The 25,154-nt window shown below is 69.5% G+C and carries 23 protein-coding genes; 21 read left to right on the top strand and 2 right to left on the bottom strand.

Annotated features, from left to right (window positions below; genetic code table 11):
* Positions 1-60: 60 nt before the first annotated feature.
* Positions 61-3,054 carry an excinuclease ABC subunit UvrA gene (uvrA, locus tag AC6CID_RS21120; RefSeq protein ID WP_006553981.1) on the top strand — a complete coding sequence of 998 codons (2,994 nt, stop codon included), beginning with the start codon at positions 61-63 and terminating at the stop codon, positions 3,052-3,054.
* 96 nt (positions 3,055-3,150) lie between these two features.
* Here uvrA and AC6CID_RS21115 read toward each other — a convergent pair whose 3' ends face one another.
* A complete protein-coding gene (locus AC6CID_RS21115; RefSeq protein ID WP_016692782.1) occupies positions 3,151-3,516 on the bottom strand; it encodes a DUF1844 domain-containing protein in 366 nt (121 codons plus the stop codon).
* Positions 3,517-3,833: 317 nt separating this feature from the next.
* Here AC6CID_RS21115 and infC point away from each other — a divergent pair, with 317 nt between their 5' ends.
* The 6 genes from infC (at position 3,834) to pheT (ending at position 9,821) form a co-directional block, all read left to right on the top strand.
* Positions 3,834-4,556, top strand: a complete 723-nt coding sequence (gene infC, locus AC6CID_RS21110; RefSeq protein ID WP_033097706.1) for a translation initiation factor IF-3 — start codon at positions 3,834-3,836, stop codon at positions 4,554-4,556.
* A gap of 71 nt (positions 4,557-4,627) precedes the next feature.
* Positions 4,628-4,822, top strand: coding sequence for a 50S ribosomal protein L35 (gene rpmI, locus AC6CID_RS21105; protein ID WP_006553978.1), 195 nt, complete (start codon positions 4,628-4,630; stop codon positions 4,820-4,822).
* Positions 4,823-4,889: 67 nt separating this feature from the next.
* Positions 4,890-5,270, top strand: a complete 381-nt coding sequence (rplT, locus tag AC6CID_RS21100; RefSeq protein WP_006553977.1) for a 50S ribosomal protein L20 — start codon at positions 4,890-4,892, stop codon at positions 5,268-5,270.
* Between the two features lie 38 nt (positions 5,271-5,308).
* A complete protein-coding gene (locus AC6CID_RS21095) occupies positions 5,309-6,121 on the top strand; it encodes a TrmH family RNA methyltransferase (RefSeq protein WP_006553976.1) in 813 nt (270 codons plus the stop codon).
* Between the two features lie 83 nt (positions 6,122-6,204).
* Positions 6,205-7,275: a phenylalanine--tRNA ligase subunit alpha gene (gene pheS, locus AC6CID_RS21090; RefSeq protein ID WP_024101130.1), complete on the top strand. Its 1,071-nt coding sequence runs from the start codon at positions 6,205-6,207 to the stop codon at positions 7,273-7,275.
* Positions 7,276-7,334: 59 nt separating this feature from the next.
* A complete protein-coding gene (pheT, locus tag AC6CID_RS21085) occupies positions 7,335-9,821 on the top strand; it encodes a phenylalanine--tRNA ligase subunit beta (RefSeq protein ID WP_498354417.1) in 2,487 nt (828 codons plus the stop codon).
* On the opposite strand, the gene AC6CID_RS21080 is transcribed toward pheT, so the two are convergent.
* Positions 9,810-10,208 (bottom strand): Lrp/AsnC family transcriptional regulator, encoded by a 399-nt coding sequence (locus AC6CID_RS21080; protein ID WP_019289638.1) that lies wholly within the window; start codon positions 10,206-10,208, stop codon positions 9,810-9,812. The genes pheT and AC6CID_RS21080 overlap by 12 nt on opposite strands.
* Here AC6CID_RS21080 and AC6CID_RS21075 point away from each other — a divergent pair.
* The 14 genes from AC6CID_RS21075 (at position 10,195) to tyrS (ending at position 24,897) form a co-directional block, all read left to right on the top strand.
* The gene (locus AC6CID_RS21075; protein WP_174556237.1) at positions 10,195-10,455 is read left to right on the top strand and encodes a Rossmann-fold NAD(P)-binding domain-containing protein; all 261 of its coding nucleotides are present in this window, start codon (positions 10,195-10,197) and stop codon (positions 10,453-10,455) included. The two genes, AC6CID_RS21080 and AC6CID_RS21075, sit on opposite strands and share 14 nt — an antisense overlap.
* Positions 10,452-10,952, top strand: coding sequence for a PspA/IM30 family protein (locus AC6CID_RS21070; RefSeq protein ID WP_006553971.1), 501 nt, complete (start codon positions 10,452-10,454; stop codon positions 10,950-10,952). Before AC6CID_RS21075 ends, AC6CID_RS21070 begins: the two co-directional genes overlap by 4 nt.
* Positions 10,953-11,011: 59 nt before the next feature.
* Positions 11,012-12,085, top strand: a complete 1,074-nt coding sequence (argC, locus tag AC6CID_RS21065; RefSeq protein WP_033097675.1) for an N-acetyl-gamma-glutamyl-phosphate reductase — start codon at positions 11,012-11,014, stop codon at positions 12,083-12,085.
* Positions 12,082-13,332, top strand: coding sequence for a bifunctional glutamate N-acetyltransferase/amino-acid acetyltransferase ArgJ (gene argJ, locus AC6CID_RS21060; RefSeq protein ID WP_064060174.1), 1,251 nt, complete (start codon positions 12,082-12,084; stop codon positions 13,330-13,332). The genes argC and argJ overlap by 4 nt, the downstream gene beginning before the upstream one ends.
* Positions 13,329-14,267 carry an acetylglutamate kinase gene (gene argB, locus AC6CID_RS21055; protein WP_498354416.1) on the top strand — a complete coding sequence of 313 codons (939 nt, stop codon included), beginning with the start codon at positions 13,329-13,331 and terminating at the stop codon, positions 14,265-14,267. Before argJ ends, argB begins: the two co-directional genes overlap by 4 nt.
* Complete coding sequence (locus tag AC6CID_RS21050) at positions 14,264-15,451, top strand: acetylornithine transaminase (RefSeq protein ID WP_033097677.1); 1,188 nt, start codon at positions 14,264-14,266, stop codon at positions 15,449-15,451. The genes argB and AC6CID_RS21050 overlap by 4 nt, the downstream gene beginning before the upstream one ends.
* Positions 15,452-15,457: 6 nt before the next feature.
* The gene (argF, locus tag AC6CID_RS21045; RefSeq protein ID WP_064060175.1) at positions 15,458-16,387 is read left to right on the top strand and encodes an ornithine carbamoyltransferase; all 930 of its coding nucleotides are present in this window, start codon (positions 15,458-15,460) and stop codon (positions 16,385-16,387) included.
* Between the two features lie 2 nt (positions 16,388-16,389).
* Positions 16,390-16,899 carry an arginine repressor gene (locus tag AC6CID_RS21040; RefSeq protein ID WP_019289632.1) on the top strand — a complete coding sequence of 170 codons (510 nt, stop codon included), beginning with the start codon at positions 16,390-16,392 and terminating at the stop codon, positions 16,897-16,899.
* Positions 16,900-16,946: 47 nt separating this feature from the next.
* Positions 16,947-18,146, top strand: a complete 1,200-nt coding sequence (locus AC6CID_RS21035; protein ID WP_006554815.1) for an argininosuccinate synthase — start codon at positions 16,947-16,949, stop codon at positions 18,144-18,146.
* Between the two features lie 2 nt (positions 18,147-18,148).
* A complete protein-coding gene (argH, locus tag AC6CID_RS21030; protein ID WP_006554816.1) occupies positions 18,149-19,570 on the top strand; it encodes an argininosuccinate lyase in 1,422 nt (473 codons plus the stop codon).
* Positions 19,571-19,723: 153 nt separating this feature from the next.
* Positions 19,724-22,708, top strand: a complete 2,985-nt coding sequence (locus AC6CID_RS21025) for an AMP-binding protein (RefSeq protein ID WP_498354415.1) — start codon at positions 19,724-19,726, stop codon at positions 22,706-22,708.
* Positions 22,709-22,747: 39 nt separating this feature from the next.
* Positions 22,748-22,969, top strand: a complete 222-nt coding sequence (locus tag AC6CID_RS21020; protein ID WP_039584036.1) for a Trm112 family protein — start codon at positions 22,748-22,750, stop codon at positions 22,967-22,969.
* Positions 22,954-23,604 (top strand): DNA-3-methyladenine glycosylase, encoded by a 651-nt coding sequence (locus AC6CID_RS21015; RefSeq protein ID WP_064060177.1) that lies wholly within the window; start codon positions 22,954-22,956, stop codon positions 23,602-23,604. Before AC6CID_RS21020 ends, AC6CID_RS21015 begins: the two co-directional genes overlap by 16 nt.
* A 15-nt stretch (positions 23,605-23,619) precedes the next feature.
* Complete coding sequence (gene tyrS, locus AC6CID_RS21010) at positions 23,620-24,897, top strand: tyrosine--tRNA ligase (RefSeq protein ID WP_498354414.1); 1,278 nt, start codon at positions 23,620-23,622, stop codon at positions 24,895-24,897.
* Positions 24,898-25,154 lie beyond the last annotated feature (257 nt).

The following is a 25,154-nucleotide window of genomic DNA, read 5'->3' as shown; positions in this document are numbered from 1 at the left end:
TACCCGCGCCTACCATGGCTGAGGGCCGAATTCCGGCCTTGTCTACAGGAAGGATGTGGCGTGGCAGACCGCCTGATCGTGCGTGGAGCCCGGGAACACAACCTGCGTGGTGTCGACCTGGACCTGCCGCGCGACAGTCTGATCGTGTTCACCGGGCTGTCGGGTTCGGGCAAGTCGAGCCTCGCGTTCGACACCATCTTCGCCGAGGGGCAGCGGCGCTACGTCGAGTCGTTGTCGGCCTACGCCCGCCAGTTCCTCGGTCAGATGGACAAGCCGGACGTCGACTTCATCGAGGGCCTGTCGCCTGCGGTGTCGATCGACCAGAAGTCCACCAACCGCAACCCGCGGTCCACCGTGGGCACCATCACCGAGGTCTACGACTACCTGCGTCTGCTGTACGCCCGGGCCGGCACTCCGCACTGCCCGGTCTGTGGCGAGCAGATCTCCCGGCAGACGCCGCAGCAGATCGTCGACCAGGTGCTGGAGATGGAGGCCGGGGCCCGTTTCCAGGTCCTCGCGCCCGTCGTGCGCACCCGGAAGGGCGAGTTCGTCGACCTCTTCGAGCAGCTGACCGTCCAGGGCTACTCCCGCGTGCGTGTCGACGGGGTCGTCCACCCGCTGTCCGATCCGCCGAAGCTGAAGAAGCAAGAGAAGCACGACATCGAGGTCGTCGTCGACCGCCTCGCCGTCAAGCCCAGCGCGCAGCAGCGACTCACCGACTCCATCGAGACCGCGCTGCGGCTCGCCGAGGGTGTCGTCGTGCTCGACTTCGTCGATCGTGAGGAGGATGCCCCCGATCGCGAGCGTCGGTTCTCCGAGAACCTGGCGTGCCCGAACGCGCACCCGCTGTCGATCGACGAACTCGAGCCGCGGTCGTTCTCCTTCAACTCGCCCTACGGTGCGTGCCCCGAGTGTGCGGGTCTCGGTGTGCGCAAGGAGGTCGATCCCGATCTCGTCGTGCCCGACCCGGATCTGAGCCTGGCCGACGGCGCGATCGCGCCCTGGTCGATGGGCCAGAGCGCCGAATACTTCGGCCGACTGCTGTCCGGCCTGGCCGACGCCCTCGAATTCGACATCGACACCCCGTGGCGGAAACTGCCCGTCAAGGTGCGCAAGGCCGTGCTGGAGGGCAGCACCGAGCAGGTGCACGTGCGCTACAAGAACCGCTACGGCCGCGTCCGTTCGTACTACGCCGAGTTCGAGGGCGTCATGCCGTTCCTGCACCGCCGTCTCGAGCAGTCCGAGTCCGAGCAGGCGAAGGAACGTTACGAGGGCTACATGCGGGAGATCCCGTGCCCGGCCTGCGCCGGTGCCCGCCTTCGTCCCGAGATTCTGGCCGTGACGGTCAGCGCGGGCGACTTCGGTGCGATGTCCATTGCCGAGGTGAGCGACCTGTCGATCGCCGAGTGCGCACGCTTCCTCGACGGTCTCGTCCTCGGCGCCCGCGAGGCCGCCATCGCTGGGCAGGTCCTCAAGGAGATCCAGGCCCGGCTCGGCTTCCTGCTCGACGTCGGACTCGACTACCTCACCCTCTCGCGCGCCGCGGGCACCCTCTCCGGTGGTGAGGCACAGCGCATCCGTCTCGCCACGCAGATCGGATCCGGTCTCGTCGGCGTTCTGTACGTGCTCGACGAGCCGTCGATCGGTCTGCATCAGCGCGACAACCGTCGTCTCATCGACACCCTCACGCGACTGCGCGATCTGGGCAACACGCTCATCGTCGTCGAGCACGACGAGGACACCGTCCGTGCCTCCGACTGGGTCGTCGACATCGGACCGCGCGCGGGCGAGCACGGCGGGACGGTCGTCCACAGCGGCACTTACAAGGAGCTGCTCGACAACCCGGAATCGCTCACCGGCGCCTATCTGTCCGGACGCGAGGAGATCGAGATCCCCGCGCTCCGGCGGCCGATCGACAAGGGCCGGCAGGTCACCGTCGTCGGCGCCCGCGAGAACAATCTGCGCGAGATCGACGTGGCGTTCCCACTCGGCGTCCTCACGTGCGTCACCGGTGTCTCCGGCTCCGGGAAGTCGACACTCGTCAACGACATTCTCGCGACGGTGATGGCCAACAAGCTCAACGGCGCGCGGCAGGTTCCCGGACGGCACACCCGCATCAACGGACTCGACCAGCTCGACAAGCTCGTGCAGGTCGACCAGTCGCCGATCGGCCGCACCCCGCGCTCGAACCCCGCGACCTACACGGGTGTATTCGACAAGATCCGCAGCCTGTTCGCCTCCACCACCGAGGCGAAGGTGCGCGGCTACCAGCCGGGTCGGTTCTCGTTCAACGTCAAGGGCGGGCGGTGCGAGGCGTGCTCGGGCGACGGCACGTTGAAGATCGAGATGAACTTCCTGCCCGACGTGTACGTGCCGTGCGAGGTGTGCCACGGCGCCCGCTACAACCGCGAAACGCTCGAGGTGCATTACAAGGGCAAGACCATCGCCGAGGTGCTCGACATGTCGATCGAGGAGGCGGCGGAGTTCTTCCGGCCGGTCACCTCCATCCACCGCTACCTCAACACGCTGGCGGAGGTCGGTCTCGGTTACGTGCGCCTGGGCCAGCCGGCGACGACCCTGTCCGGCGGTGAGGCGCAGCGCGTCAAGCTCGCCGCCGAACTGCAGAAGCGTTCCAACGGGCGCACCGCGTACATCCTCGACGAGCCCACCACGGGCCTGCACTTCGAGGACATCCGCAAGCTGCTCGGGGTCATCAACGGTCTGGTCGACAAGGGCAACACCGTGATCGTCATCGAGCACAACCTCGATGTCATCAAGACCGCCGACTGGATCATCGACATGGGTCCCGAGGGCGGTTCCGGTGGCGGCACGGTGGTCGCGGAGGGCACTCCGGAAGAGGTGGTCACGGTGGAGGAGAGCTACACCGGACGCTTCCTTGCGGAGATCCTCGACGGGCGGATCACTGCACCTGCTTCCGCGCCGGTACGCAAGCGCGCGACGAAGGCGACCAAGGCGACCGCGACCAAGACTGCCGCTACGAAGTCGGCCACGAAGGCGAAGACCGCCAAGAAGAAGGTGGCGGCCGCGAGCTGACGAATCGAGCCGCCCGCCTCGGAAGAGGCGGGCGGCTCGATCTCGTGGCTCGTGAAGCAGCCGGGGAGCGTGAAGTGGGCGGGACTCCGGTTCGGCTCAGTAGACCGGGCCGGTGTACTTCTCGCCCGGGCCCTTGCCGGGCTCGTCGGGCACCGCCGACGCCTCGCGGAAGGCGCGCTGCAGTGCCTGCAGTCCTTCGCGCAGCGGGCCGGCGTGCGGACCGAGATATTCCACCGACGAGGTGATCAGGCCGGCGAGTGCGGTAATCACGCGGCGGGCCTCGTCGAGGTCACGTCGCGCGCTGCTGTCGGGATCCTCGTCAGCGAGACCGAGCTTCTCGGCAGCCGAACTCATGAGCATCACGGCTGCGCGGCTGATCACCTCGACGGCCGGGATGTCGGCGAGTTCGCGCACATCCTCCGCCGCAGCGTCCTGATCGGGGGTCTCGGGAGCATCCGTCATAGCGTCGAGCATAGGGTCGCGCCGCTCGGCGCCGACCGTGCGGGTGCGGCGCCGACGCGCCGATTCGTCGTCGACGTGGCTTTTTGTTAGACTTGATCCCACGACCGCCCGCGGTGATCCTCCGTGGGCAGCAAAGTGGAGTCCGACTCCCACCTCTGGCGGCACATCGATGCAGCTGAGAGGTCCGGTCCTCCGGGTGTAGAAGCCCGGATGTCCGCCCTGCATCGGGCGGTGCGGATCACGCAGCGTGAGCTGGGTGCCGTCGACCGGTCGGTATCGGACCCCGCGTGGAGCCTCGGCACCACAGCGGGGTCTTCTTGTCGAGGAGTAGGGCCACGTGCTGCGGTGCGGTCAAACCGACCACACCGCTCTACCTAGGAGGCCCCATCAGCGCTGAGACCCGCATCAACGAACGCATCCGAGTTCCCGAAGTCCGGCTCGTCGGACCCGGCGGTGAACAGGTCGGAATCGTGCGTGTTGAAGATGCCCTCCGCCTGGCAATCGAAGCCGACCTCGACCTTGTCGAGGTGGCGCCCGACGCCCGGCCGCCGGTCTGCAAAATCATGGACTACGGCAAGTTCAAGTACGAAGCCGCGCAGAAGGCGCGCGAATCGCGCAAGAACCAGCAGCAGACCGTGATCAAGGAGCAGAAGCTCCGTCCGAAGATCGACGACCACGATTACGAGACCAAGAAGCGCAACGTCGTGCGCTTCCTCGAGGCCGGTTCGAAGGTCAAGGTCACGATCATGTTCCGCGGCCGCGAGCAGTCGCGCCCCGAACTCGGATACCGATTGCTGCAGCGCCTCGGCGCCGATGTCGCCGACCTCGGCTTCATCGAGACCAGTCCGAAGCAGGACGGCCGGAACATGACCATGGTGCTGGCCCCGCACAAGGGTGCGAAGACCCGTGCGAAGGCTCAGGAAGCCGCGCAGGCCGCACCGGCGCAGGCCGCACCGCGCCCGGCAGCCTCCGCTGCCCCGACCACGGAGTCCGCGCCATCCGCGCCGGCTCCCGGGACGGGCGACGCCCCGAGCAACTAGCCCGCTCAGGCAGCACATCCGGTGCTGTCCGTGAGCACCGATGTACGCACACGACAAGAACTGAGGACTCCATGCCCAAGTCGAAGACCCACAGCGGCACCGCGAAGCGATTCAAGGTGTCCGGTAGCGGAAAGGTCCTGCGCCAGAAGGCGGGTCGCCGCCACCTGCTCGAGCACAAGTCCTCGCGGGTGACGCGTCGCCTCGACGGCAAGGCCGTCGTCGCCGATGCCGACGCTCCGCGCGTCAAGCGCATGCTCGGGCTCTGAGCCTCTCCGACCGATCCATCCGGGGACACCTCGTTCGTCCCCCGAACTCTGACAGGACACATAACCAGTGGCACGCGTGAAGAGGGCCGTCAACGCCCAGAAGAAGCGTCGTTCGATTCTCGAGGCCTCGAAGGGCTACCGCGGACAGCGCTCGCGTCTGTACCGCAAGGCCAAGGAGCAGCAGCTTCACTCGCTGACCTACGCCTACCGCGACCGTCGCGCCCGCAAGGGTGATTTCCGCAAGCTGTGGATCAGCCGCATCAATGCTGCTGCCCGCGCCAACGACATCACCTACAACCGCTTCATCCAGGGCCTTAAGGCCGCCGGTGTCGAGGTGGACCGCAAGATCCTCGCCGAGCTCGCCGTCTCCGACGCCGAAGCCTTCGCCGGCCTCGTGGCCGTCGCCAAGGCTGCCCTTCCGGCCGACGTCAACGCTCCGGCTGCCTGAGTGCTGCCCTGAGCTACGACAACATCCAGGAACGACCCGTGGACACGCTCACCGAGCGCACACCACGGGTCGTTTCTGCTGTGAAACTGCTCCGGACCGCCGAGCGTCGCAAGACCGGGCGGTTCCTCGCCGAGGGTGAGAACTCCGTCACCGAGGCGCTCGCCGCTGCACGCGTGCACGAACTATTCGTCACCGAGGCGGCCGCCGGCCGGTACGCGACGGTCGTCGACGAAGCACGCCACAAGGGTGTGCGCGTGGGGATCGTCACCGAGCGGGCCGCCGCCCGGCTGTCCGACACCGTCACCCCGCCCGGCCTCGTCGCCGTGTGCGACACCCTCGACGTGCCGCTCGCCGAAGCGGTGACCCCGCGGTCGCGGCTGCTGGCCGTGCCCGTCGCGGTCGCCGAACCCGGCAACGCCGGCACCCTCATCCGCGTCTCCGACGCCGTCGGCGCCGACGCCGTGGTCCTCGCCGGCGACAGCGTCGACCCGCACAACGGCAAGTGCGTGCGCTCCTCGGCCGGCAGCATCTTCCACCTGCCGGTCGCGCGCGAACGCGACACCGACCGGGTACTGGCCACGCTCGCCGAGGCCGGCGTGCAGATCCTCGCGACGGCCGCCGACGGGGAGATCGACCTCGACGACGCCGACGAGTTGCTCGCCGCGCCCACCGCGTGGCTGTTCGGCAACGAGGCCCACGGACTCGATCCGCAGGTCGCCGCCCGCGCCGACCACCGCGTCCGCATCCCCATCCGCGGACGCGCCGAATCGCTCAACCTCGCCACCGCCGCCTCGATCTGCCTGTATGCGAGCGCGCGGGTACAACATCGGGCCGCTCGGCCCATCACATAGGATTTCCCGGGTGCGCCGCGGCCTCCGGCCCGGACCGCACCACCGAGATCACCCGTTCGTCCGAAGAAGGAGATGCACCGGTCGTGGCCAAGAAAGAGGGCGGGACCCCGCCGGCAGTCGATCCGAGCGCCCTGACCGAGGACGCGCTCACCGCCGCCGAGAAGTCCGCGATCGACGCGTTCGCCGCTGCGACCGACCTCGACGAACTCGCCCAGGCGAAGATCGACCACCTCGGCGACAAGGCGCCCATCTCCCTCGCCAAGCGCGCCCTCGGCTCGCTGCCCGGCAACGAGCGCGCCGACGCCGGCAAGCGGGTCAACGCCCACCGCACCACCGTGCAGGCCGCCTTCGACGACCGCAAGGCCGTGCTGCAGGCCGAACGCGACGCCGCGGTCCTCGTCGCCGAAGCCGTCGACGTCACCCTTCCCGCGACCCGCCGCGCGCTCGGCGCCCGCCACCCGATCTCGATCATCTCCGACGAGGTCGCCGACGTCTTCGTCGCGATGGGCTGGGAGGTCGCCGAAGGCCCCGAGGTCGAGACCGAGCATTTCAACTTCGACGCCCTGAACTTTCTGCCCGACCATCCGGCGCGCACGATGCAGGACACCTTCCACATCGCCCCGGAGGGTTCGCGGCAGGTGCTGCGCACCCACACCTCGCCCGTGCAGGTCCGCACCATGCTGCACCGCGACATCCCGATCTACGTCGTGTGCCCCGGCCGCACCTTCCGCACCGACGAACTCGACGCCACCCACACCCCGGTCTTCTCGCAGGTCGAGGGTCTCGCCGTCGACAAGGGCCTGACCATGGCGCACCTGCGCGGCACCCTCGACGCGTTCGCGCGGGCGCTGTTCGGGCCGGAGACCCGCACCCGGATGCGCCCGAACTACTTCCCGTTCACCGAACCGTCCGCCGAGGTGGACGTGTGGTTCCCGAACAAGAAGGGCGGCGCCGGCTGGGTCGAGTGGGGCGGCTGCGGCATGGTCAACCCCAATGTGCTCCGGGCCTCGGGCATCGACCCCGACGTGTACACCGGGTTCGCGTTCGGAATGGGCCTCGAACGCACCCTGCAGTTCCGCAACGGCATCCCCGACATGCGCGACATCGTCGAGGGCGACGTGCGCTTCACCCTGCCGTTCGGCGTGCAGGGCTGACAGCCCGCTCCCGACACCGACTCCACCGACCGACGACCGAACGAAAGAGCTGAGCACAAGTGCGAGTAGCGCAGTCCTGGCTGACCGAGATCCTGCAGCGCGCCACCCCGGAGTGGAACGTCACCGCCGAGGAACTCGACGCGGGATTCGTCCGGGTCGGACTCGAGGTCGAGGACATCGAGACCCTCGGCCGCATCGACAACCTCGTCGTCGGACGGGTCGTGGAGATCACCGAGCTCACCGAGTTCAAGAAGCCCATCCGTTTCTGCAAGGTTGACGTCGGTGAGGAGGAACCGCGCGGCATCGTGTGCGGTGCCCGCAACTTCGCCGAGGGCGACCTCATCATCGCCGCCCTGCCCGGCGCCGTGCTTCCCGGCGACTTCGCCATCGCATCGCGCAAGACCTACGGGCACATCTCCGACGGCATGATCTGCTCGCTGTCCGAGCTGGGCATCGGCAAGGACCACTCCGGCATCCTCGTGCTCGAGCCCGGCACGGCCGAACCCGGCACCGACGCCAACGATCTGCTCGGTCTCGGCGACACCGTCGTCGAACTGAACATCACCCCCGACCGCGGATACTGCTTCTCCGTCCGCGGCCTCACCCGCGAACTCGCGTGCGGCTTCGACCTCGAATTCGCCGATCCCGCGGCCGTGCCGGCACTGCCGTCCGACGGCGGGGAGGCCTACCCGATCCGGCTCGAGTCCGAGACGAAGGCCACCCGGTTTGCCGCACGCCGCGTCACCGGCATCGACCCGAAGGCCGTCACCCCGTGGTGGATGCAGCGCCGCCTGCACACCGCCGGTGTCCGCCCGATCTCCCCGGCCGTCGACGTGACCAACTACGTCATGCTCGAACTCGGCCAGCCGCTGCACGCCTTCGACGCCGCCAGCCTGCAGGGTGAGCTGGTCGTGCGACGCGCCCGGGCAGGGGAGAAGCTCACCACCCTCGACGGTGTCGAGCGCGATCTCGATCCGGAGGACGTCGTCATCACCGACGACTCCGGGGTGATCTCCCTCGCCGGCATCATGGGCGGCGCGACCACCGAGGTCGGCGACAGCACCACCGACGTGCTGCTCGAGGCCGCCACCTGGGATCCGCTCGCCGTCTTCCGCGGCAACCGTCGGCACAAGGTCAGCAGCGAGGCCGGCAAGCGTTTCGAGCGCACCGTCGATCCGGCCCTGGCCCGCGCCGCGCTCGACCGGGCCGCGAGCCTGCTCGTCGAGATCGCCGGCGGCCGCGTGGAGTCGACCCTCACCGACATCGTCGTGCCCACCGAGAGTCCGACGATCCGCATGGACATCGACCTGCCCGACCGCATGGCCGGGGTGAGCTACCCGAACGGCACCGCTGCCCGCCGTCTCACGCAGATCGGATGCGCGGTCGAGGTCGGTGTCGGCGAGGACGGCCACGGCCAGCTCGTCGTCACCCCGCCGACCTGGCGCCCCGACCTGCGCCAGCCTGCCGACCTGGTCGAGGAGGTGCTGCGCCTCGAAGGCCTCGAGCAGATCCCGTCGGTGCTGCCCACCGCTCCCGCCGGCCGCGGTCTCACGGCCACGCAGAAGCGCCGCCGCGCCGTCTCCCGCGCGCTCGCCCACGACGGCTATGTCGAGGTCCTGGCCCCGGTGTTCCTGCCGGCCGGCGTGTTCGATACCTGGAAGCTCGACGCCGACGACCCGCGCCGGGTGACCACCAAGGTGCTCAACCCCCTCGAAGCCGATCGTCCGGAGCTGGCCACCACGCTGCTGCCGGGCCTGCTCGAGATCCTCGGCCGCAACGTCTCGCGCGGCCAGCGCGACCTGTCGCTCTACGCAATCGCGCAGGTCGTGCATCCCACTTCCGAGACCAAGCCGGTCGACGCGCTCCCGGTCGACCGTCGTCCCACCGACGACGAGATCGCCCTGCTCGAAGGGTCGCTGCCGAAGCAGCCGGTCCACGTCGGTGGTGTGCTCGCCGGTTTGCGCGAACCGGCCGGGCCGTGGGGCACGGGACGCGCCGCCGATGCCTTCGATGCCTTCGCCGCCGCGGAGACCGTGGCACGTGCCGCCGGGGTGCGCCTCGAGCGCCGCGCCGCGCAGTACCTGCCCTGGCATCCCGGCCGCTGCGCCGAACTGCTTGTCGACGGGGTCGTCGTCGGCCACGCCGGTGAACTGCATCCCGCGGTGATCGAACCGGCCGGTCTGCCCGCACGCACGTGCGCCTTCGAACTCGACCTCGACGCGTTACCGATCGTGGAATCGCTTCCGGCGCCGGTGGTCTCGCCGTTCCCAGCGGTCCTGCAGGACGTCGCGGTCGTGGTCGACGCGAATGTGCCGGCCGCCGACGTCGAGAGCGCCCTGCGCTCGGGTGGCGGCGAGCTGCTCGAGGACATCCGTCTGTTCGACGTCTATCAGGGCGCCCAGCTGGGGGAGAACCGCAAGTCCCTCGCGTTCGCGCTGCGCTTCCGCGCCCTCGATCGCACCCTCACCGAGGACGAGGCCAGCGCCGCCCGCGAGGCAGCGGTGGCCGCCGCGGCCACCGCGGTCGGTGCCGAACTACGCGCCTGAGCCGCCCGCGTCCCCGCCCGGCAGCCACACCTCGGGCGGGACCGTGGTGACCTTGCGGACCGCCCGGTCGAGGATGTGCCCGGCGATCTCCGCGAGGGTGCGCATCGGGGTGCGGCCGTCGACCGCGAGCGCCGACAGGATCGCGCGGTCGGTGGCGGAGATCGTCGTGCGTCCGCGCCGCTCACCCACCCGCCGGGAGCCCGACGTCAGTTCCCCTCGCTCTCCCGGACCGAGCGCGTTCAGCCGCCACGCCCCGCCCTCGGTGAACCACTCCGAGACCACGTGGGTGCGGATCGACGCAACGCCGGGCAGCTTCCCCAGGTCGGCGCCCGCCCACGGCACCTCGACGGTCACCGTGCCCGAGATCGCCGCGATGACGAACCGCAAATCCCTCACGGTGCCCGGCGCGGTCCTGAAGTTCGCCCTGAGGATCGGGCGCGCGTGGGGATCGACCGAGCACGGCCCGGAGCGGGTCGCCTTCCTGCAGTACCGTCCGGTGCTCGACAACCGGCGGTTGCGTGAGGAACTCGGTGTGCCCCTGCGGTACACGAGCCGGGAGGCCCTCGAGGCGTATCTGCTGGCTCGCGCCGAAGAGGACTCAGTGGCAGCCGGGCGACGTAGCCTGGAGGCATGAGCAAGGACGAAGCCGGCCGGGTGCCGTCTCCCGAGGAGCCCGACAAGCCGGAGCAGCCCGTCCCCGACGTGACCCCGGCCGGGCCGGAGACGCCGACAGTGCCGGATATTCCCCCGGCCCCGGACATCCCGGACGTGCCGCCGATCGACCCCGAGCCGAGCCCCGATCCCGACGTGACCCCACGCGAGGAAGACGTCCACGACGCTCAGGTCCACGACGCCGAGATCGTCGAACCGGGTGTCGTCGACACCGGATCCGTCGACGGCCCGGTCCGCGCACCGACGATCGAGGAGATCACCGGATACACCGCGGACGGGGTGCCGACCTTCGAATCGGTGCGTGAGAAGATCGAACAGCGTTCGGCGACCGCGCTCGGCGCGGAGGAACTCGCGCACGCGACGGGTGCGGGTCGCACGCTCGAGGAGCAGTACGAGGAGCGCAAGGCGGCCGCTGCCGACCGGCTCGCGGAGATCCGGCGGTCGTTGCGGTCGGAGTGAATCCTCCGAAAGGGACACCCCCTATGAAATGATTTGCATGAGGGTGCATAATCATTCGTATGGGTACTTCACCGGACTTCACCGCCACCTCCGAGTCGCCGCTACGGGTCGCCGTGGCCGGCGCCAGCGGCTACGCGGGCGGCGAGATCCTGCGCCTGCTCCTCGGCCACCCCGCCTACCAGGACGGCTCGCTCGTCATCGGCGCGCTCACCGCCGGGGGTAACGCGGGCGCCACCCTGCGCGAGTTCCATCCCCATCTGCTGCCGCTCGCCGACCGCGTGCTCGGCGCCACCGACATCGACACCCTGCTCGGGCACGACGTCGTCTTCCTCGGCCTGCCGCACGGCCACTCCGCCGTGATCGCCGAGCAGCTGCCCGAGACGACCGTCGTCATCGACTGTGGCGCCGACTTCCGGCTCGAGAACGCCGCCGACTGGCAGCGCTGGTACGGCAGCGACCACGCCGGCACCTGGCCCTACGGCATGCCCGAGCTGCCCGGCAAGCGCGACGCCCTCGTCGGCGCCACCCGCATCGCGGTCCCCGGTTGCTACCCGACCTCCGCCTTGCTCGCACTCGCACCGGCCGTCGCCGCCGGCATCGTCGAACCCGTCGTGAACGTCGTGGCCGTCTCCGGCACCTCCGGCGCCGGGAAGTCCCCGAAGGTCGACCTGCTCGGCTCCGAGGTCATGGGCTCGGTCCGCGCCTACAGCGTCGGCGGCGCCCACCGGCACACCCCGGAGATCAAGCAGAACCTCTCCGCTCTTGCCGACACCGACGTGAAGGTCTCGTTCACCCCGATCCTCGCGCCCATGCCGCGCGGCATCCTCGCGACCTGCACCGCACCGACCACGGTGACCGCCGCCGAGGCCCGCGCCGTCTACGAGAAGGCCTACGCCGACGAACCGTTCGTGCAGCTGCTGCCGGAAGGCGCACTACCGGCCACCGGCGCGGTGGTCGGCTCGAACGCCGTCCAGATCGCCGTCACCGTCGACACCGACGCCGGACTGCTCATCGTCGTCGCCGCGCTCGACAACCTCACCAAGGGCACCGCCGGTGCCGCCGTGCAATCGATGAACCTGGCACTCGGCCTGCCCGAGACCGCCGGCCTGTCCACCGTGGGAGTGGCTCCGTGACCGAGAACAAGTACGCAGACGACGTCTACACCGGCGCCACCGAGATCGCCGGGGGACGCCTGATCCGCACCCAGGGTGTCACCAGTCCCGCCGGCTTCCGGGCCGCCGGCATCCCCGCCGGCATCAAGGTCTCGGGCAGACAGGACCTCGCGCTCGTGGTCAACGAGGGCCCCGAACTCACCGCCGCCGGTGTGTTCACCACCAACAAGGTCAAGGCCGCCCCCGTCCTGTGGTCCCAGCAGGTACTGAAGTCCGGCAGCCTGCGCGCGGTGATCCTCAACTCCGGCGGCGCCAACGCGTGCACCGGCGCCGGTGGTTTCCAGGACACCCACGCCACCGCCGAGGCCGTCGCCAACGCCTTGAGCAACTGGGGCACCGAGACCGGTGCCGGTGAGGTCGCCGTGTGCTCGACCGGCCTGATCGGCGACCGTCTGCCGATGGACAAGGTGCTCTCCGGGGTGCAGGAGATCGTCCACGAACTCGCCGGAGGCATCTCCGGTGGCACCGACGCCGCCTACGCGATCATGACCACCGACACCGTGCCCAAGCAGGCCGCCCTGCACCACGCCGACAAGTGGAACGTCGGCGGCATGGCCAAGGGCGCCGGCATGCTCGCCCCCGCCCTGGCGACGATGCTGTGCGTGGTCACCACCGACGCCGTCGCGACCGCCGATCAGCTCGACACCGCGCTGCGCCACGCGTCCCGGCTCACCTTCGACCGCCTCGACGTCGACGGCGCGACCTCCACCAACGACACCGTGCTGCTGCTGGCCTCCGGCGCGAGCGGGATCACCCCGAGCCAGGACGAGCTCAACGCCGCCGTCCTCGCCGTGTGCGACGACCTCGCCGAGCAGATGATGGCCGACGCCGAGGGCGTCACCAAGCGGGTCACCGTCACCGTCCGCGGCGCCGCCAGCGAGGCCGACGCCCTGATCGGTGCCCGCACCGTCGCCCGCGACAGCCTCGTCAAGACCGCACTGTTCGGCTCCGACCCAAACTGGGGCCGCGTGCTCGCCGCCATCGGCATCGCACCGATCGAACTCGACCCCGACAAGATCTCCGTGTCGTTCAACGGCAACCCGGTGTGCATCGACGGTGTCGGTGCGCCCGGCGCCCGCGAGGTCGACCTGTCCGCGGCCGACATCGCACTCGACATCGACCTCGGCCTCGGCAACGCGCAGGTGTCCATCCGCACCACCGACCTCTCGCACGCCTACGTCGAAGAGAACTCGGCGTACTCGTCGTGACCGGAACGAACACAGGAGACGACGTGACCGACGCACTGATCGCCGACCTCACCTCGCAGCAGAAGGCGTTCGTCCTCGCCGAGGCCCTGCCGTGGCTGCAGAAGTTCCGCGACAAGATCGTCGTCGTCAAGTACGGCGGCAACGCCATGATCGACGACACCCTCAAGACCGCCTTCGCCGCCGACATGGCGTTCCTGCGCACCGTCGGCATCCACCCCGTCGTCGTGCACGGCGGCGGCCCGCAGATCAACGCCATGCTCGAGCGACTCGGCCTCGCAGGTGAATTCCGCGGCGGCTTCCGTGTCACCACCCCCGAGGTCATGGACGTCGTGCGGATGGTGCTCTTCGGGCAGGTCGGACGCGAACTCGTCGGCCTGATCAACAGCCACGGCCCCTACGCCGTCGGCACCTCCGGCGAGGACGCCGGACTGTTCACCGCGACCCGCCGCACGGTCGTCGTCGACGGCGAGGCCACCGACATCGGGCTCGTCGGCGACGTCACCAGCGTCGACCCCGGCGCGGTGCTCGACCTCATCGCCGCCGGGCGCATCCCCGTCGTCTCCACGATCGCGCCCGACGCCGACGGCGTGGTGCACAACATCAACGCCGACACCGCCGCGGCCGCCCTTGCCGAAGCGCTCGGCGCGGAGAAGCTGGTCGTGCTCACCGACGTCGAAGGCCTCTACACGAACTGGCCCGACCGCAGCTCGCTCACCTCGCGGATCGACGCCGACGCGCTTACCGCGCTGCTGCCGTCGCTCGACTCCGGCATGGTCCCGAAGATGGAGGCGTGCCTGCGCGCCGTTCAGGGGGGAGTGCCCACCGCGCACGTCATCGACGGGCGCCAGCCGCACTCCGTGCTCCTCGAACTGTTCACCGAAGAAGGCATCGGCACCATGGTGGTGCCGTCCTCCGAGAAGGAAGGCCCCGCATGACCGGCACGTCCGACCTCCAGCAGCGCTGGGCGGGTTCGCTGATGAACAACTACGGCGTGCCCAAGGTCGCGCTGGTCGCGGGCGACGGTGCCGTGCTCACCGACGCCGACGGCAAGCAGTACCTCGACCTGCTCGGCGGCATCGCCGTCAACAGCCTCGGCCACCGCCACCCGGCGATCATCGAGGCCGTCACCGCCCAGCTGAACCAGCTCGGCCACGTGTCGAACCTGTACGCCTCGCCGCCGGTGCTCGAACTCGCCGAGAAGCTCCTCGATCGCTTCGGTCACGAGGGCCGCGCCTTCTTCTGCAATTCCGGCACCGAGGCCAACGAGGCGGCCTTCAAGATCGCCCGGCTCACCGGACGGCCGAGGATCGTCGCGTGCGAGAAGGCCTTCCACGGCCGCACCATGGGCGCCCTCGCCCTGACCGGCCAGCCCGACAAGCGCGCCCCCTTCGAACCGATGCCCGCCGGCGTCGAGTTCGTGCCCTACGGCGACCTCGACGCCCTCGAGGCCGCGGTGGACGAGAACACCGCCGCCGTCTTCCTCGAACCGATCATGGGCGAATCCGGCGTCGTCGTCCCGCCCGAGGGTTATCTCGCCGGCGCGCGTCGCATCACCACCGAACGCGGCGCCCTGCTCGTGCTCGACGAAGTCCAGACCGGTATCGCCCGCACCGGTACCTTCTTCGCCCACCAGGCAGCGGGCATCACCCCCGATGTGATGACCCTCGCCAAGGGCCTCGGCGGCGGACTGCCCATCGGTGCGGTCCTCGCCACCGGTCCGGCCGCCGAGCTGTTCCGGCCCGGCAAGCACGGCACCACCTTCGGTGGCAACCCGGTGTGCGCCGCGGCCGCCCTCGCGGTGCTGCGCACGATCGACGAGCAGAACCTGCTCGACCACGTGAACACCGTCGGGAAGACCCTCGCCGCCGGCATCGAGGAACTCGGGCACCCGCTCGTCTCGCACGTGCGCGGCTCCGGGCTGCTCCTCGGTGTCGTCCTCACCGCCGCGAAGGCGCCGGCCGTCGAGACCGCCGCCCGCGAGGCCGGTTTCCTCGTCAACGCCGCCGCACCGGACGTGATCCGCCTCGCGCCCCCGCTGATCCTCACCGAACAGCAGGCCGAGAGCTTCGTGACGGCGCTGCCCGCCGTCCTCGACACCGCCGACCGGGAAGGGAACTGACGACCCGTGCTCCGCCATTTCCTGCGCGACGACGACCTCACCCCGGCCGAACAGACCGAGGTGCTCGAACTCGCCACCGAACTGAAGAAGGCGCCGCTGTCCCGCCGCCCCCTCGAAGGGCCCCTCAGCGTCGCCGTGCTGTTCGACAAGACCTCCACCCGCACCCGCTTCTCCTTCGACGCCGGCATCGCCCAACTCGGCGGGCACGCCGTCGTCGTCGACACCGGCTCCACCCAGATCGGGAAGGGTGAGACCCTCGAGGACACCGCCCGGATGTTCTCCCGGTTCACCGAAGCGGTCGTGTGGCGCACCTACGGCCAGGACCGCATCGAGACGCTCGCCGAGCACTCGACCGTGCCCGTCGTCAACGCGCTCACCGACACTTTCCACCCCTGCCAGGTCCTCGCCGACCTGCAGACCATCCGCGAGAACAAGGGCGCCACCGCGGGCCTGCGGATGACCTACTTCGGCGACGGCGCCAACAACATGGCGCACTCGCTGATGCTCGGCGGCGTCACCGCCGGCATGCACGTGACCATCGCGTCCCCGGCCGGGTTCACCCCCGACTCGCAGGTCGTCGACGCGAGCCGCGCACGGGCAGAGGAGACCGGCGGCAGCGTCACCGTCACCGACGACCCGCGTACCGGAGCCAGCGGCGCCGATGTGCTCGTCACCGACACCTGGGTGTCGATGGGGCAGGAGGACGACGGCAAGGATCGCGAGGCACCCTTCCGGCCGTTCCAGCTGAACGACGACCTCGTCTCCCTTGCCGACACCGACGCGATCGTGCTGCACTGCCTGCCGGCCTACCGCGGCAAGGAGATCACCGCCGAGGTCATCGACGGACCGCGGTCTGTGGTGTGGGACGAAGCCGAGAACCGCCTCCACGCACAGAAGGCCCTGCTGGTGTGGCTGCTCGAGCAGAGCCGGAGCTGACCGTGAGCACCGCGGCGAACCATGCGGACAGTGCGGCGACCGCGCCGACGCGCGCGGCGCGGCAGGCCCGCATAGTCGCACTGCTCGCCGCGCACCCGGTGCGCAGCCACACCGAACTCGCCGCACTCCTCGCCGAGGACAGCATCGAGGTGTCCACCGCCACCCTGTCCCGCGACCTCGAGGAACTCGGCGCCGTCAAGCTCCGCGCGGCCGATGGGGGCGCCGGGGTGTACGTCGTCCCGGAGGACGGCAGCCCTGTGCGCGGCGTGACCGGAGGCACCGACCGCCTGTCCCGGTTGCTCGGCGAACTGCTGGTGTCCACCGACTCCAGCGGCAACATCGCCGTGCTGCGCACCCCGCCGGGGGCGGCGCACTATCTGGCCAGTGCACTCGATCGGGCATCATTACCCGAGGTGGTCGGAACGATCGCCGGCGACGACACCATCGCGGTCATCGCCCGCGAACCGACGACGGGAGCCGAACTGGCCGCGAAAATCGAATCACTCGCCTGACCTACCACTCATAGACGCACGTCGAAATACGAAGGAGCACAAAGACAATGGCCGAACGCGTCGTACTCGCCTATTCGGGCGGGCTGGACACCTCCGTCGCCATCAGCTGGATCGGTAAGGAGACCGGCAAGGAGGTCGTCGCCGTGGCCATCGACCTCGGCCAGGGTGGCGAGGACATGGAGGTCGTGCGTCAGCGCGCCCTCGACTGCGGTGCCGTCGAATCGATCGTCGTCGACGCCAAGGACGAGTTCGCCAACGAGTACTGCCTGCCCACCGTCCAGGCCAACGCGCTCTACATGGATCGCTACCCGCTCGTCTCGGCCATCAGCCGCCCGCTGATCGTCAAGCACATCGTGCAGGCCGCCCGCGAGCACGGTGGCACCGTCGTCTCCCACGGCTGCACCGGCAAGGGCAACGATCAGGTCCGCTTCGAGGTCGGCTTCGGCGCCCTCGCACCCGACCTCCAGGTCATCGCACCGGTCCGCGACTACGCCTGGACCCGTGAGAAGGCCATCGCCTTCGCCGAGGAGAACGGCCTGCCCATCAACGTCACCAAGCGTTCGCCGTTCTCCATCGACCAGAACGTCTGGGGCCGCGCCGTCGAGACCGGCTTCCTCGAGGACCTGTGGAACGCCCCCACCAAGGACGTCTACGACTACACCGAGGACCCCACCGCCCACTGGCAGGCCCCCGACGAGCTGATCATCAGCTTCGAGGCCGGTCGCCCCGTCGCGATCGACGGCAAGCACGTCACCGTCCTCGAGGCCATCCAGGAACTCAACCGTCGCGCCGGCGCTCAGGGTGTGGGCCGCCTCGACATGGTCGAGGACCGCCTCGTCGGCATCAAGAGCCGCGAGATCTACGAGGCCCCCGGCGCCATCGCCCTCATCACCGCGCACCAGGAACTCGAGCACGTCACCCTCGAGCGCGAACTCGGCCGTTACAAGCGTCGCGTCGAGGAGCGCTGGAGCGAGCTGGTGTACGACGGCCTGTGGTACTCGCCGCTGAAGACCGCCCTCGACGCCTTCATCAAGAACACTCAGGAGCGCGTCACCGGCGACATCCGCATGGTGCTCCACGGCGGACACATCACCGTCAACGGCCGTCGCAGCCCCGAGTCGCTGTACGACTTCAACCTCGCCACCTACGACGAGGGTGACAGCTTCGACCAGTCCAACGCCAAGGGCTTCGTGCAGATCCACGGCCTGTCGTCGAAGGTCGCCGCGAAGCGCGATCTGGGCCTGTAGTCATGACGGCTCACGGCACCAACGAAGGTGCCCTGTGGGGCGGCCGGTTCGCATCCGGACCGGCCGCCGCCATGGCGGCGCTGAGCAAGTCCACGCACTTCGACTGGGCGCTCGCCCCGTACGACGTGCGCGCCTCCCAGGCCCACGCCAAGGTTCTGCACCGTGCCGGACTCCTCACCGACGACGACCTCGCCACGATGCTCGACGGCCTCGACCGGCTCGCCGCCGATGTGGCCTCCGGTGCGTTCGGCCCCGCCGAGTCCGACGAGGACGTGCACGGCGCGCTCGAACGGGGACTCATCGAACGGGTCGGCCCCGAGGTCGGCGGCCGGCTCCGCGCGGGCCGCTCCCGCAACGACCAGGTCGCGACGCTGTTCCGCATGTGGCTGCGCGACAGCGCGCGGCGCATCGCCGACGGTGTCCTCGATGTGGTCGATGCGATCGCCGACCAGGCCGCGGCGCACCCCGATGCCGTCATGCCGGGCAAGACGCACCTGCAGGCGGCGCAGCCCGTGCTGCTCGCGCACCACCTGCTCGCCCATGCGCATCCGTTGCTGCGCGACGTCGACCGGTTACGCGACTTCGACAAGCGCGCGGCGGTCTCGCCGTATGGGTCGGGAGCGCTCGCCGGATCGTCGCTCGGTCTCGACCCCGACGCGATTGCGGCCGACCTGGGCTTCGACTCGGCGGCGGACAACTCGATCGACGCCACCAGCTCCCGCGACTTCGCTGCAGAAGCGGCGTTCGTGTTCGCGCAGATCGCCGTCGACCTCTCCCGCATGGCGGAGGAGATCATCCTGTGGAGCACCCCCGAGTTCGGGTACGTCACCCTCGCGGACGAATGGTCGACCGGGTCGTCGATCATGCCGCAGAAGAAGAACCCGGACGTCTCCGAGCTCACCCGCGGTAAGGCCGGTCGCCTCATCGGCAACCTCACCGGTCTGCTGGCCACGCTCAAAGCGCAGCCGTTGGCCTACAACCGCGACCTGCAGGAGGACAAGGAGCCGGTCTTCGACTCCGTCGCTCAGCTCGAGCTGCTGCTCCCGGCGATCGCAGGGCTCGTCTCGACGCTGACCTTCCACACCGAGCGCATGGCCGAGCTCGCACCCGCCGGATTCACCCTCGCGACCGACATCGCCGAGTGGATGGTCCGCCAGGGTGTGCCGTTCCGCGTCGCCCACGAGGCGGCCGGGGCGTGCGTGCGGGTCGCCGAAGGCCGCGGAGCCGGCCTCGAGGACCTCACAGACGAGGAGTTGGCCGGTGTAGATCCGGCACTGACCCCGCAGGTGCGGGAAGTGCTCACCGTCGAAGGCTCCATCGCCTCGCGCGACGCTCGCGGCGGCACCGCGGGCGTGCGGGTGGCCGAGCAACTCGGCCGCGTGCGCGACGCCGCGGCACAACTGCGCGACCGGGTTCGCGACTGACACGCCTGCCGTCCCGGGCACACCCCGAGTTGCCCGGGACGGTGAGGGCCGTGTGGCAGGCTGGCACATACTCTCGGCATGCAGCGGGTACCGGTGTAGAACCGCAGGTGCCGGGGACCGGTGCGGATACATCGTCGAGAAGGGGAACGGACCGTGGGACTGGACGCCGATGTAGTGACCGAGTCGGTGCGACGGCTCGTCGCCACTGCCCAGAACGGTCTCGAAGTCCTGCGCTTCGGTGGCCTCGAACCCGGCCGGTCGTCGTCGCCCTATCAGGTCGTCGAGCGCACCTCCATGTACCGGCTCCGCCGGTACTTCCCCGAATCCGACACCGCCTCCACGGGCATCCCCGTCGTTCTCGTACCACCGATGATGGTGTCCGCCGAGGTGTACGACGTCACCCGTGACGCCGGCGCCGTCGGCAGCCTCCACGAAGCGGGTCTCGATCCGTGGGTCGTGGACTTCGGATCGCCCGACCAGGAGGAGGGCGGCTGGAAGCGCACCCTCACCGATCACATCCTCGCCCTCGACGAGGTCGTCGACTGCGTCCGTGCCTACACCGGTCGCGACGTGCATCTCGGCGGATACTCGCAGGGTGGCATGTTCTGCTATCAGGTCGCGGCCTATCGGCGCAGCCGCGGCATCGCGAGCCTGATCACCTTCGGCAGCCCGGTCGACACCCTCGCCGCCCTGCCGTTCGGGATCCCGGAGATCGTCGCGACCCACTCCGCCGACTTCCTTGCCGACCACGTCTTCAACCGCCTCGCGATCACCGGATGGATGGCGCGCACCGGCTTCCAGCTGCTCGATCCGGTCAAGACGCTGCGATCGCGCATCGACTTCCTGCTCCAGCTCCACGACCGGGAGGCGCTGTTGCCGCGCGAGCCGCAGCGCCGATTCCTCGACACCGAGGGATGGGTGGCGTGGTCCGGTCCCGCCGTCGCGGAGGTACTGCGCCAGTTCATCGCCCACAACCGCATGGTCAGCGGTGGGTTCGTCATCAATGACCGGGCCGTGAGCCTCGCCGAGATCACCTGTCCCGTCCTCGCAGTCGTCGGCGAGGTCGACGACATCGGGCAACCGCTCGCCGTGCGCGGCATCCGCAAGGCCGCACCCCGCGCGGAGGTCTACGAATACACCTTGCGCGCAGGTCATTTCGGACTCGTCGTGGGCAGTGTCGCCGGCCAGCAGACGTGGCCGTCGGTCGGGGAATGGGTGCAGTGGCGCGAGGGCGTCGGGGACCGGCCCGTCGGCATCGCGCCGATGGCGGTGCCGAACCCCACCGACGAGGGCACGGGCGTCTCGGTCGCATCCCGCATCACGCACACGGCCGCAACGCTCGCCGACGTCGGGACCGATCTCGGCAAGGGGCTCGCGGGGATCGCGGTCGGTGCCGTCCGCGGCGCACGCGATCTCACCGGGGAGGCCGCCCGCGCCCTTCCCCGCCTCGCGCGGCTCGGGCAGATCCAGCCGCGCACCCGCATCTCCGTCGGCGGTCTGCTCGCCGAGATCGGCCGCAAGTCGCCGAAGCGGGAGTGCTTCATCTTCGAGGACCGGGTCTACACCTTCGAGGCCGTCAACCGGCGGATCGACAACGTCGTCCTCGGGCTCGCCGACAACGGCATCCGTCCCGCGATGCACGTCGGCATCCTCATGGACGTGCGCCCCAGCGCAATGGCGGCGGTCGCGGCGATCTCCCGCCTCGGCGCCGTCTCCGCCCTCATCCCCCCGGGACCGGACATCGCCGAGGCCGTGCGACTGGGCGGTGTCGAAAAGATCGTCGCCGATCCCGAGAACCTCGACGCGGCCGTCGCGACCGGTCTTCCCGTGCTGGTCCTCGGCGGCGGCGACGTCCGCGACCTCGACGTCGAGCCCGGCGCCGACGTCGTCGATCTCGAACGACTCGACATCTCCTCCGTGCAATTGCCGGGCTGGTACGTCCCCGATCCCGGACTCGCGCGCGAACTCGCATTCATCCTGTTCTCCGGTGGTGGCGACACGCTCGCGGTGCGGCGGGTCACCAACTACCGGTGGGCGCTGTCGGCCTTCGGTACCGCCACCGCCGCCTCGCTCGGCCGCGGTGACACCATGTACTGCCTTGCGCCCCTGCATCATTCGTCCGGTCTGCTGGTCAGTTTCGGCGGGGCGCTCGCGGGCGGGGCGCGTATCGCACTGTCGCGCGGGTTGAATCCGTCGCTCTTCAGCGACGAAGTGCACCGCTACGGCGTCACCGTCGTCACCTATACCTGGTCGATGATGCGTGAGGTGCTCGACAGCCCGTCGCTGCACATCGACGCCATCCATCCCATCCGGTTGTTCATCGGTTCCGGCATGCCACCGGGCCTGTGGCGCCGCACCCTCGACCGGTTTGAGCCCGCCCGGGTTCTCGAGTTCTACGCGTCGACCGAGGGCAACGTCGTGCTCGCGAACGTCTCCGGTTCGAAGATCGGCTCGAAGGGCCGGCCGTTGCCCGGTAGCGCCGATGTGCGCCTCGCTGCCTACGACGCCGGCGTCGGCCGACTCGTGGAGGACGAACGCGGCTTCGTGCGGGAGGCGCAGGTCGGCGAGGTCGGACTGCTGCTCGGCAGACCCGGTCCCGCAACCTCGGCAATCACCGGTGTGATGCGCGGCGTGTTCGAACCGGGCGACGTGTGGGCGCCCACCGACAACCTGTTCCGACGCGACGACGACGGCGACTACTGGTTGCTCGACAGTCGGGGGACGGTGATTCCCACCTTCCACGGCCCGGTTTTCACCCAGAGCGTGGCGGACGTGCTCGAAGCGATCCCGCGTGTCGATCTCGCCGTCGCCTATGGCATCTCGGTGGGAGGTCGCGACATCGCAGTGGCCGGCTGCTCGCTGCGGGGCAACCGTGCACCGACGGCCGCGGAGATCACTGCGGCGTTCGACTCGGTCCCGGCCGACGAGCGACCCGATCTCGTGCACGTCGTGCCCGACATCCCGTTGGGCCCGTCCTATCGCCCGTCCGCCGATCGTCTGCGCGAACAGGGATTGCCCGTGCCCACCGTCCGTACCTGGTACCTGAACCCCGACACCGGGACGTACAAGCGGTTCACCAAGGCCGTGGCCACGGCGTGGAAGGCGGGCACGGCCGGTTCGCCCGCCGGGGCGCGGTAGCCTGGGTCCGGTTCGGTTCCGCCCTTCGAAAGGACATCCGTGGCTGTCGATCCCACGTTGCTGAGCATTCTGGCCTGTCCGGAGGACAAGGGGCCGTTGCTTCTCGTCGACGACGCCGTCCTGTACAACCCGCGACTGCGGCGGGCGTATCCGATCGAGAGCGGTATTCCCGTCCTTCTCGTCGACGAGGCGCGCGAGGTCAGCGACGCCGAGCACGAGGACTTCACCGCGCGCGGTGTCGCCGGATGGAGCACCGACTGAGCCGCAATCATCGATCCGTCCGCGGCGAACTCGAAAGACTCGATCCGGTCGAGGCTGCCGAAGCGCTGCTCGGAGCAACCATCCGAGTGGGGGAGACCGCCGTCCTGCTGACGGAGGTCGAGGCCTACGGCGGCCCCGAGGACGGACCGTGGCCGGACCCGGCCGCGCACTCGTACCGCGGACCGACCCCGCGCAATTCGGTCATGTTCGGACCAGCGGGACATCTGTACGTTTACCGCAGTTACGGACTGCACTTCTGCGCGAACGTCTCCCTCGGTCCCGACGGCACCGCCGCGGCGGTGCTGTTGCGCGGTGGTGAGGTGATCGCGGGGGAGCAGGCCGTCCGTTCCCGGCGCACGTCCGGCACGCCGTTCGCGAACCTTGCGCGCGGTCCGGGCAATCTCGCTGCTGCGCTCGGTCTCGATCTGGCCGACAACGGCATCGACGTGGATGGTTCCGACGCTCGGGTGCGGGTGGAACTCCCGGCCGAACCGCTGGTCGGGGAGGCCGCGCGGGGGCCGCGGGTGGGGATCAGCGTGGCGGCCGACAGACCGTGGCGGTTGTGGGTTCCCGGGGCGATCGGGGTCTCCGCGTACCGGCGCAGCCCACGCGCGCCCGCTGCGCCTCGAGCGTGATGGGATGATCGAACGGTGACTGAGCACATTCTCGACGAACTGACCTGGCGCGGGCTCATCGCGCAATCGACCGATCTCGACGCACTTCGAGGCGAACTCGACAAGGGGCCGATCACCCTCTATGCCGGTTTCGATCCGACCGGCCCGAGCCTGCACGCCGGTCACCTCGTTCCGCTCCTCGCACTCAAGCGTTTCCAGCGCGCCGGCCATCGGCCCATCGTTCTCGCAGGTGGCGCGACCGGCATGATCGGTGACCCGCGGGACGTGGGGGAGCGCACCATGAACTCCGCCGACACCGTCGCCGAATGGGCAGGGCGGATCCGTGGGCAGCTCGAGCGGTTCGTCGACTTCGACGACTCCCAGACGGGAGCCGTGGTCGTGAACAACCTCGACTGGACCGGCAAGCTGTCCGCGATCGACTTCCTGCGCGACATCGGGAAGCACTTCTCGATCAACGTGATGCTCGCCCGCGACACCGTCAAGCGCCGCCTCGAAGGTGACGGCATCTCGTACACCGAGTTCAGCTACATGCTCCTGCAGGCCAACGACTACGTGCAGCTCCGCCGCGAATACGGATGTGCGCTTCAGGTCGGCGGTTCCGATCAGTGGGGCAATATCATCGCCGGCGTCGAGCTCAACCGCCGTACCGACGGCGAGAGTGTGCACGCCTTGACCGTCCCGCTCGTGACCTCGTCCGACGGCAAGAAGTTCGGCAAGTCCACCGGTGGTGGCAGCTTGTGGCTCGACCCGGAGATGACGAGCCCGTACGCCTGGTACCAGTACTTCGTCAACGCTGCCGACGCCGACGTCATGAAGTACCTGCGCTGGTTCACCTTTCTCGACAAGGACGAACTCGCCGAACTCGAGACCGCCACCACGGAGCGTCCGCACGCACGGGAGGCCCAGAAGCGACTCGCTGCCGAGATGACCACGCTCGTGCACGGAGCGCACAACACCGCAGCGGTCGAGTTGGCCAGCCGCGCTCTCTTCGGGCGAGGCGAGCTGGGCGAGCTGGACGAGCCCACGCTCGCGGCCGCCCTGACCGAGGCGTCCGTGACGGAGCTCCGCGCCGGCGAGCCGGACACGATCATCGACCTGCTCGTCGCGTCGGGGCTGTGCGAGAGCAAGGGAGCTGCGCGTCGCACCATCAAGGAAGGCGGCGCGTCGGTCAACAACGTCCGTATCGCCTCGGAGGAGTGGACCCCGCGCGACGGAGAGCTGCTGCACGGACGCTGGCTCGTCCTGCGTCGGGGCAAGCGGAACTTCGCCGGCGTGCGAGTCGTCCGCGACTGAGGTCTTTGCCGACGCTGGCGAGCCCCTGACCAGCGGATTTGACGGCGCGTTAGCGTCGGCGTAACTTAGTCGTCGTTCGAGCGACACCGAACAGCCCGCCGGACCGAAAGGTTCGGAAACAGGCATGTTCGATGTCGCATCGATCGGCTCTCACAGAAGAGAACGGGAAAGCAGCGATTTGCGTCCCTGAAATCGGACGTGATAGCTTAGAACGGTTGCCTCGGAGCGAGCCGGACAGGTGTCCGGTAACGTGATGA

The organism is Rhodococcus sp. GQ147 (assembly GCF_059759155.1).
The sequence above is the reverse complement of the archived record's forward strand: the minus strand, read 5'-3'. Positions and strand labels throughout refer to the sequence as shown.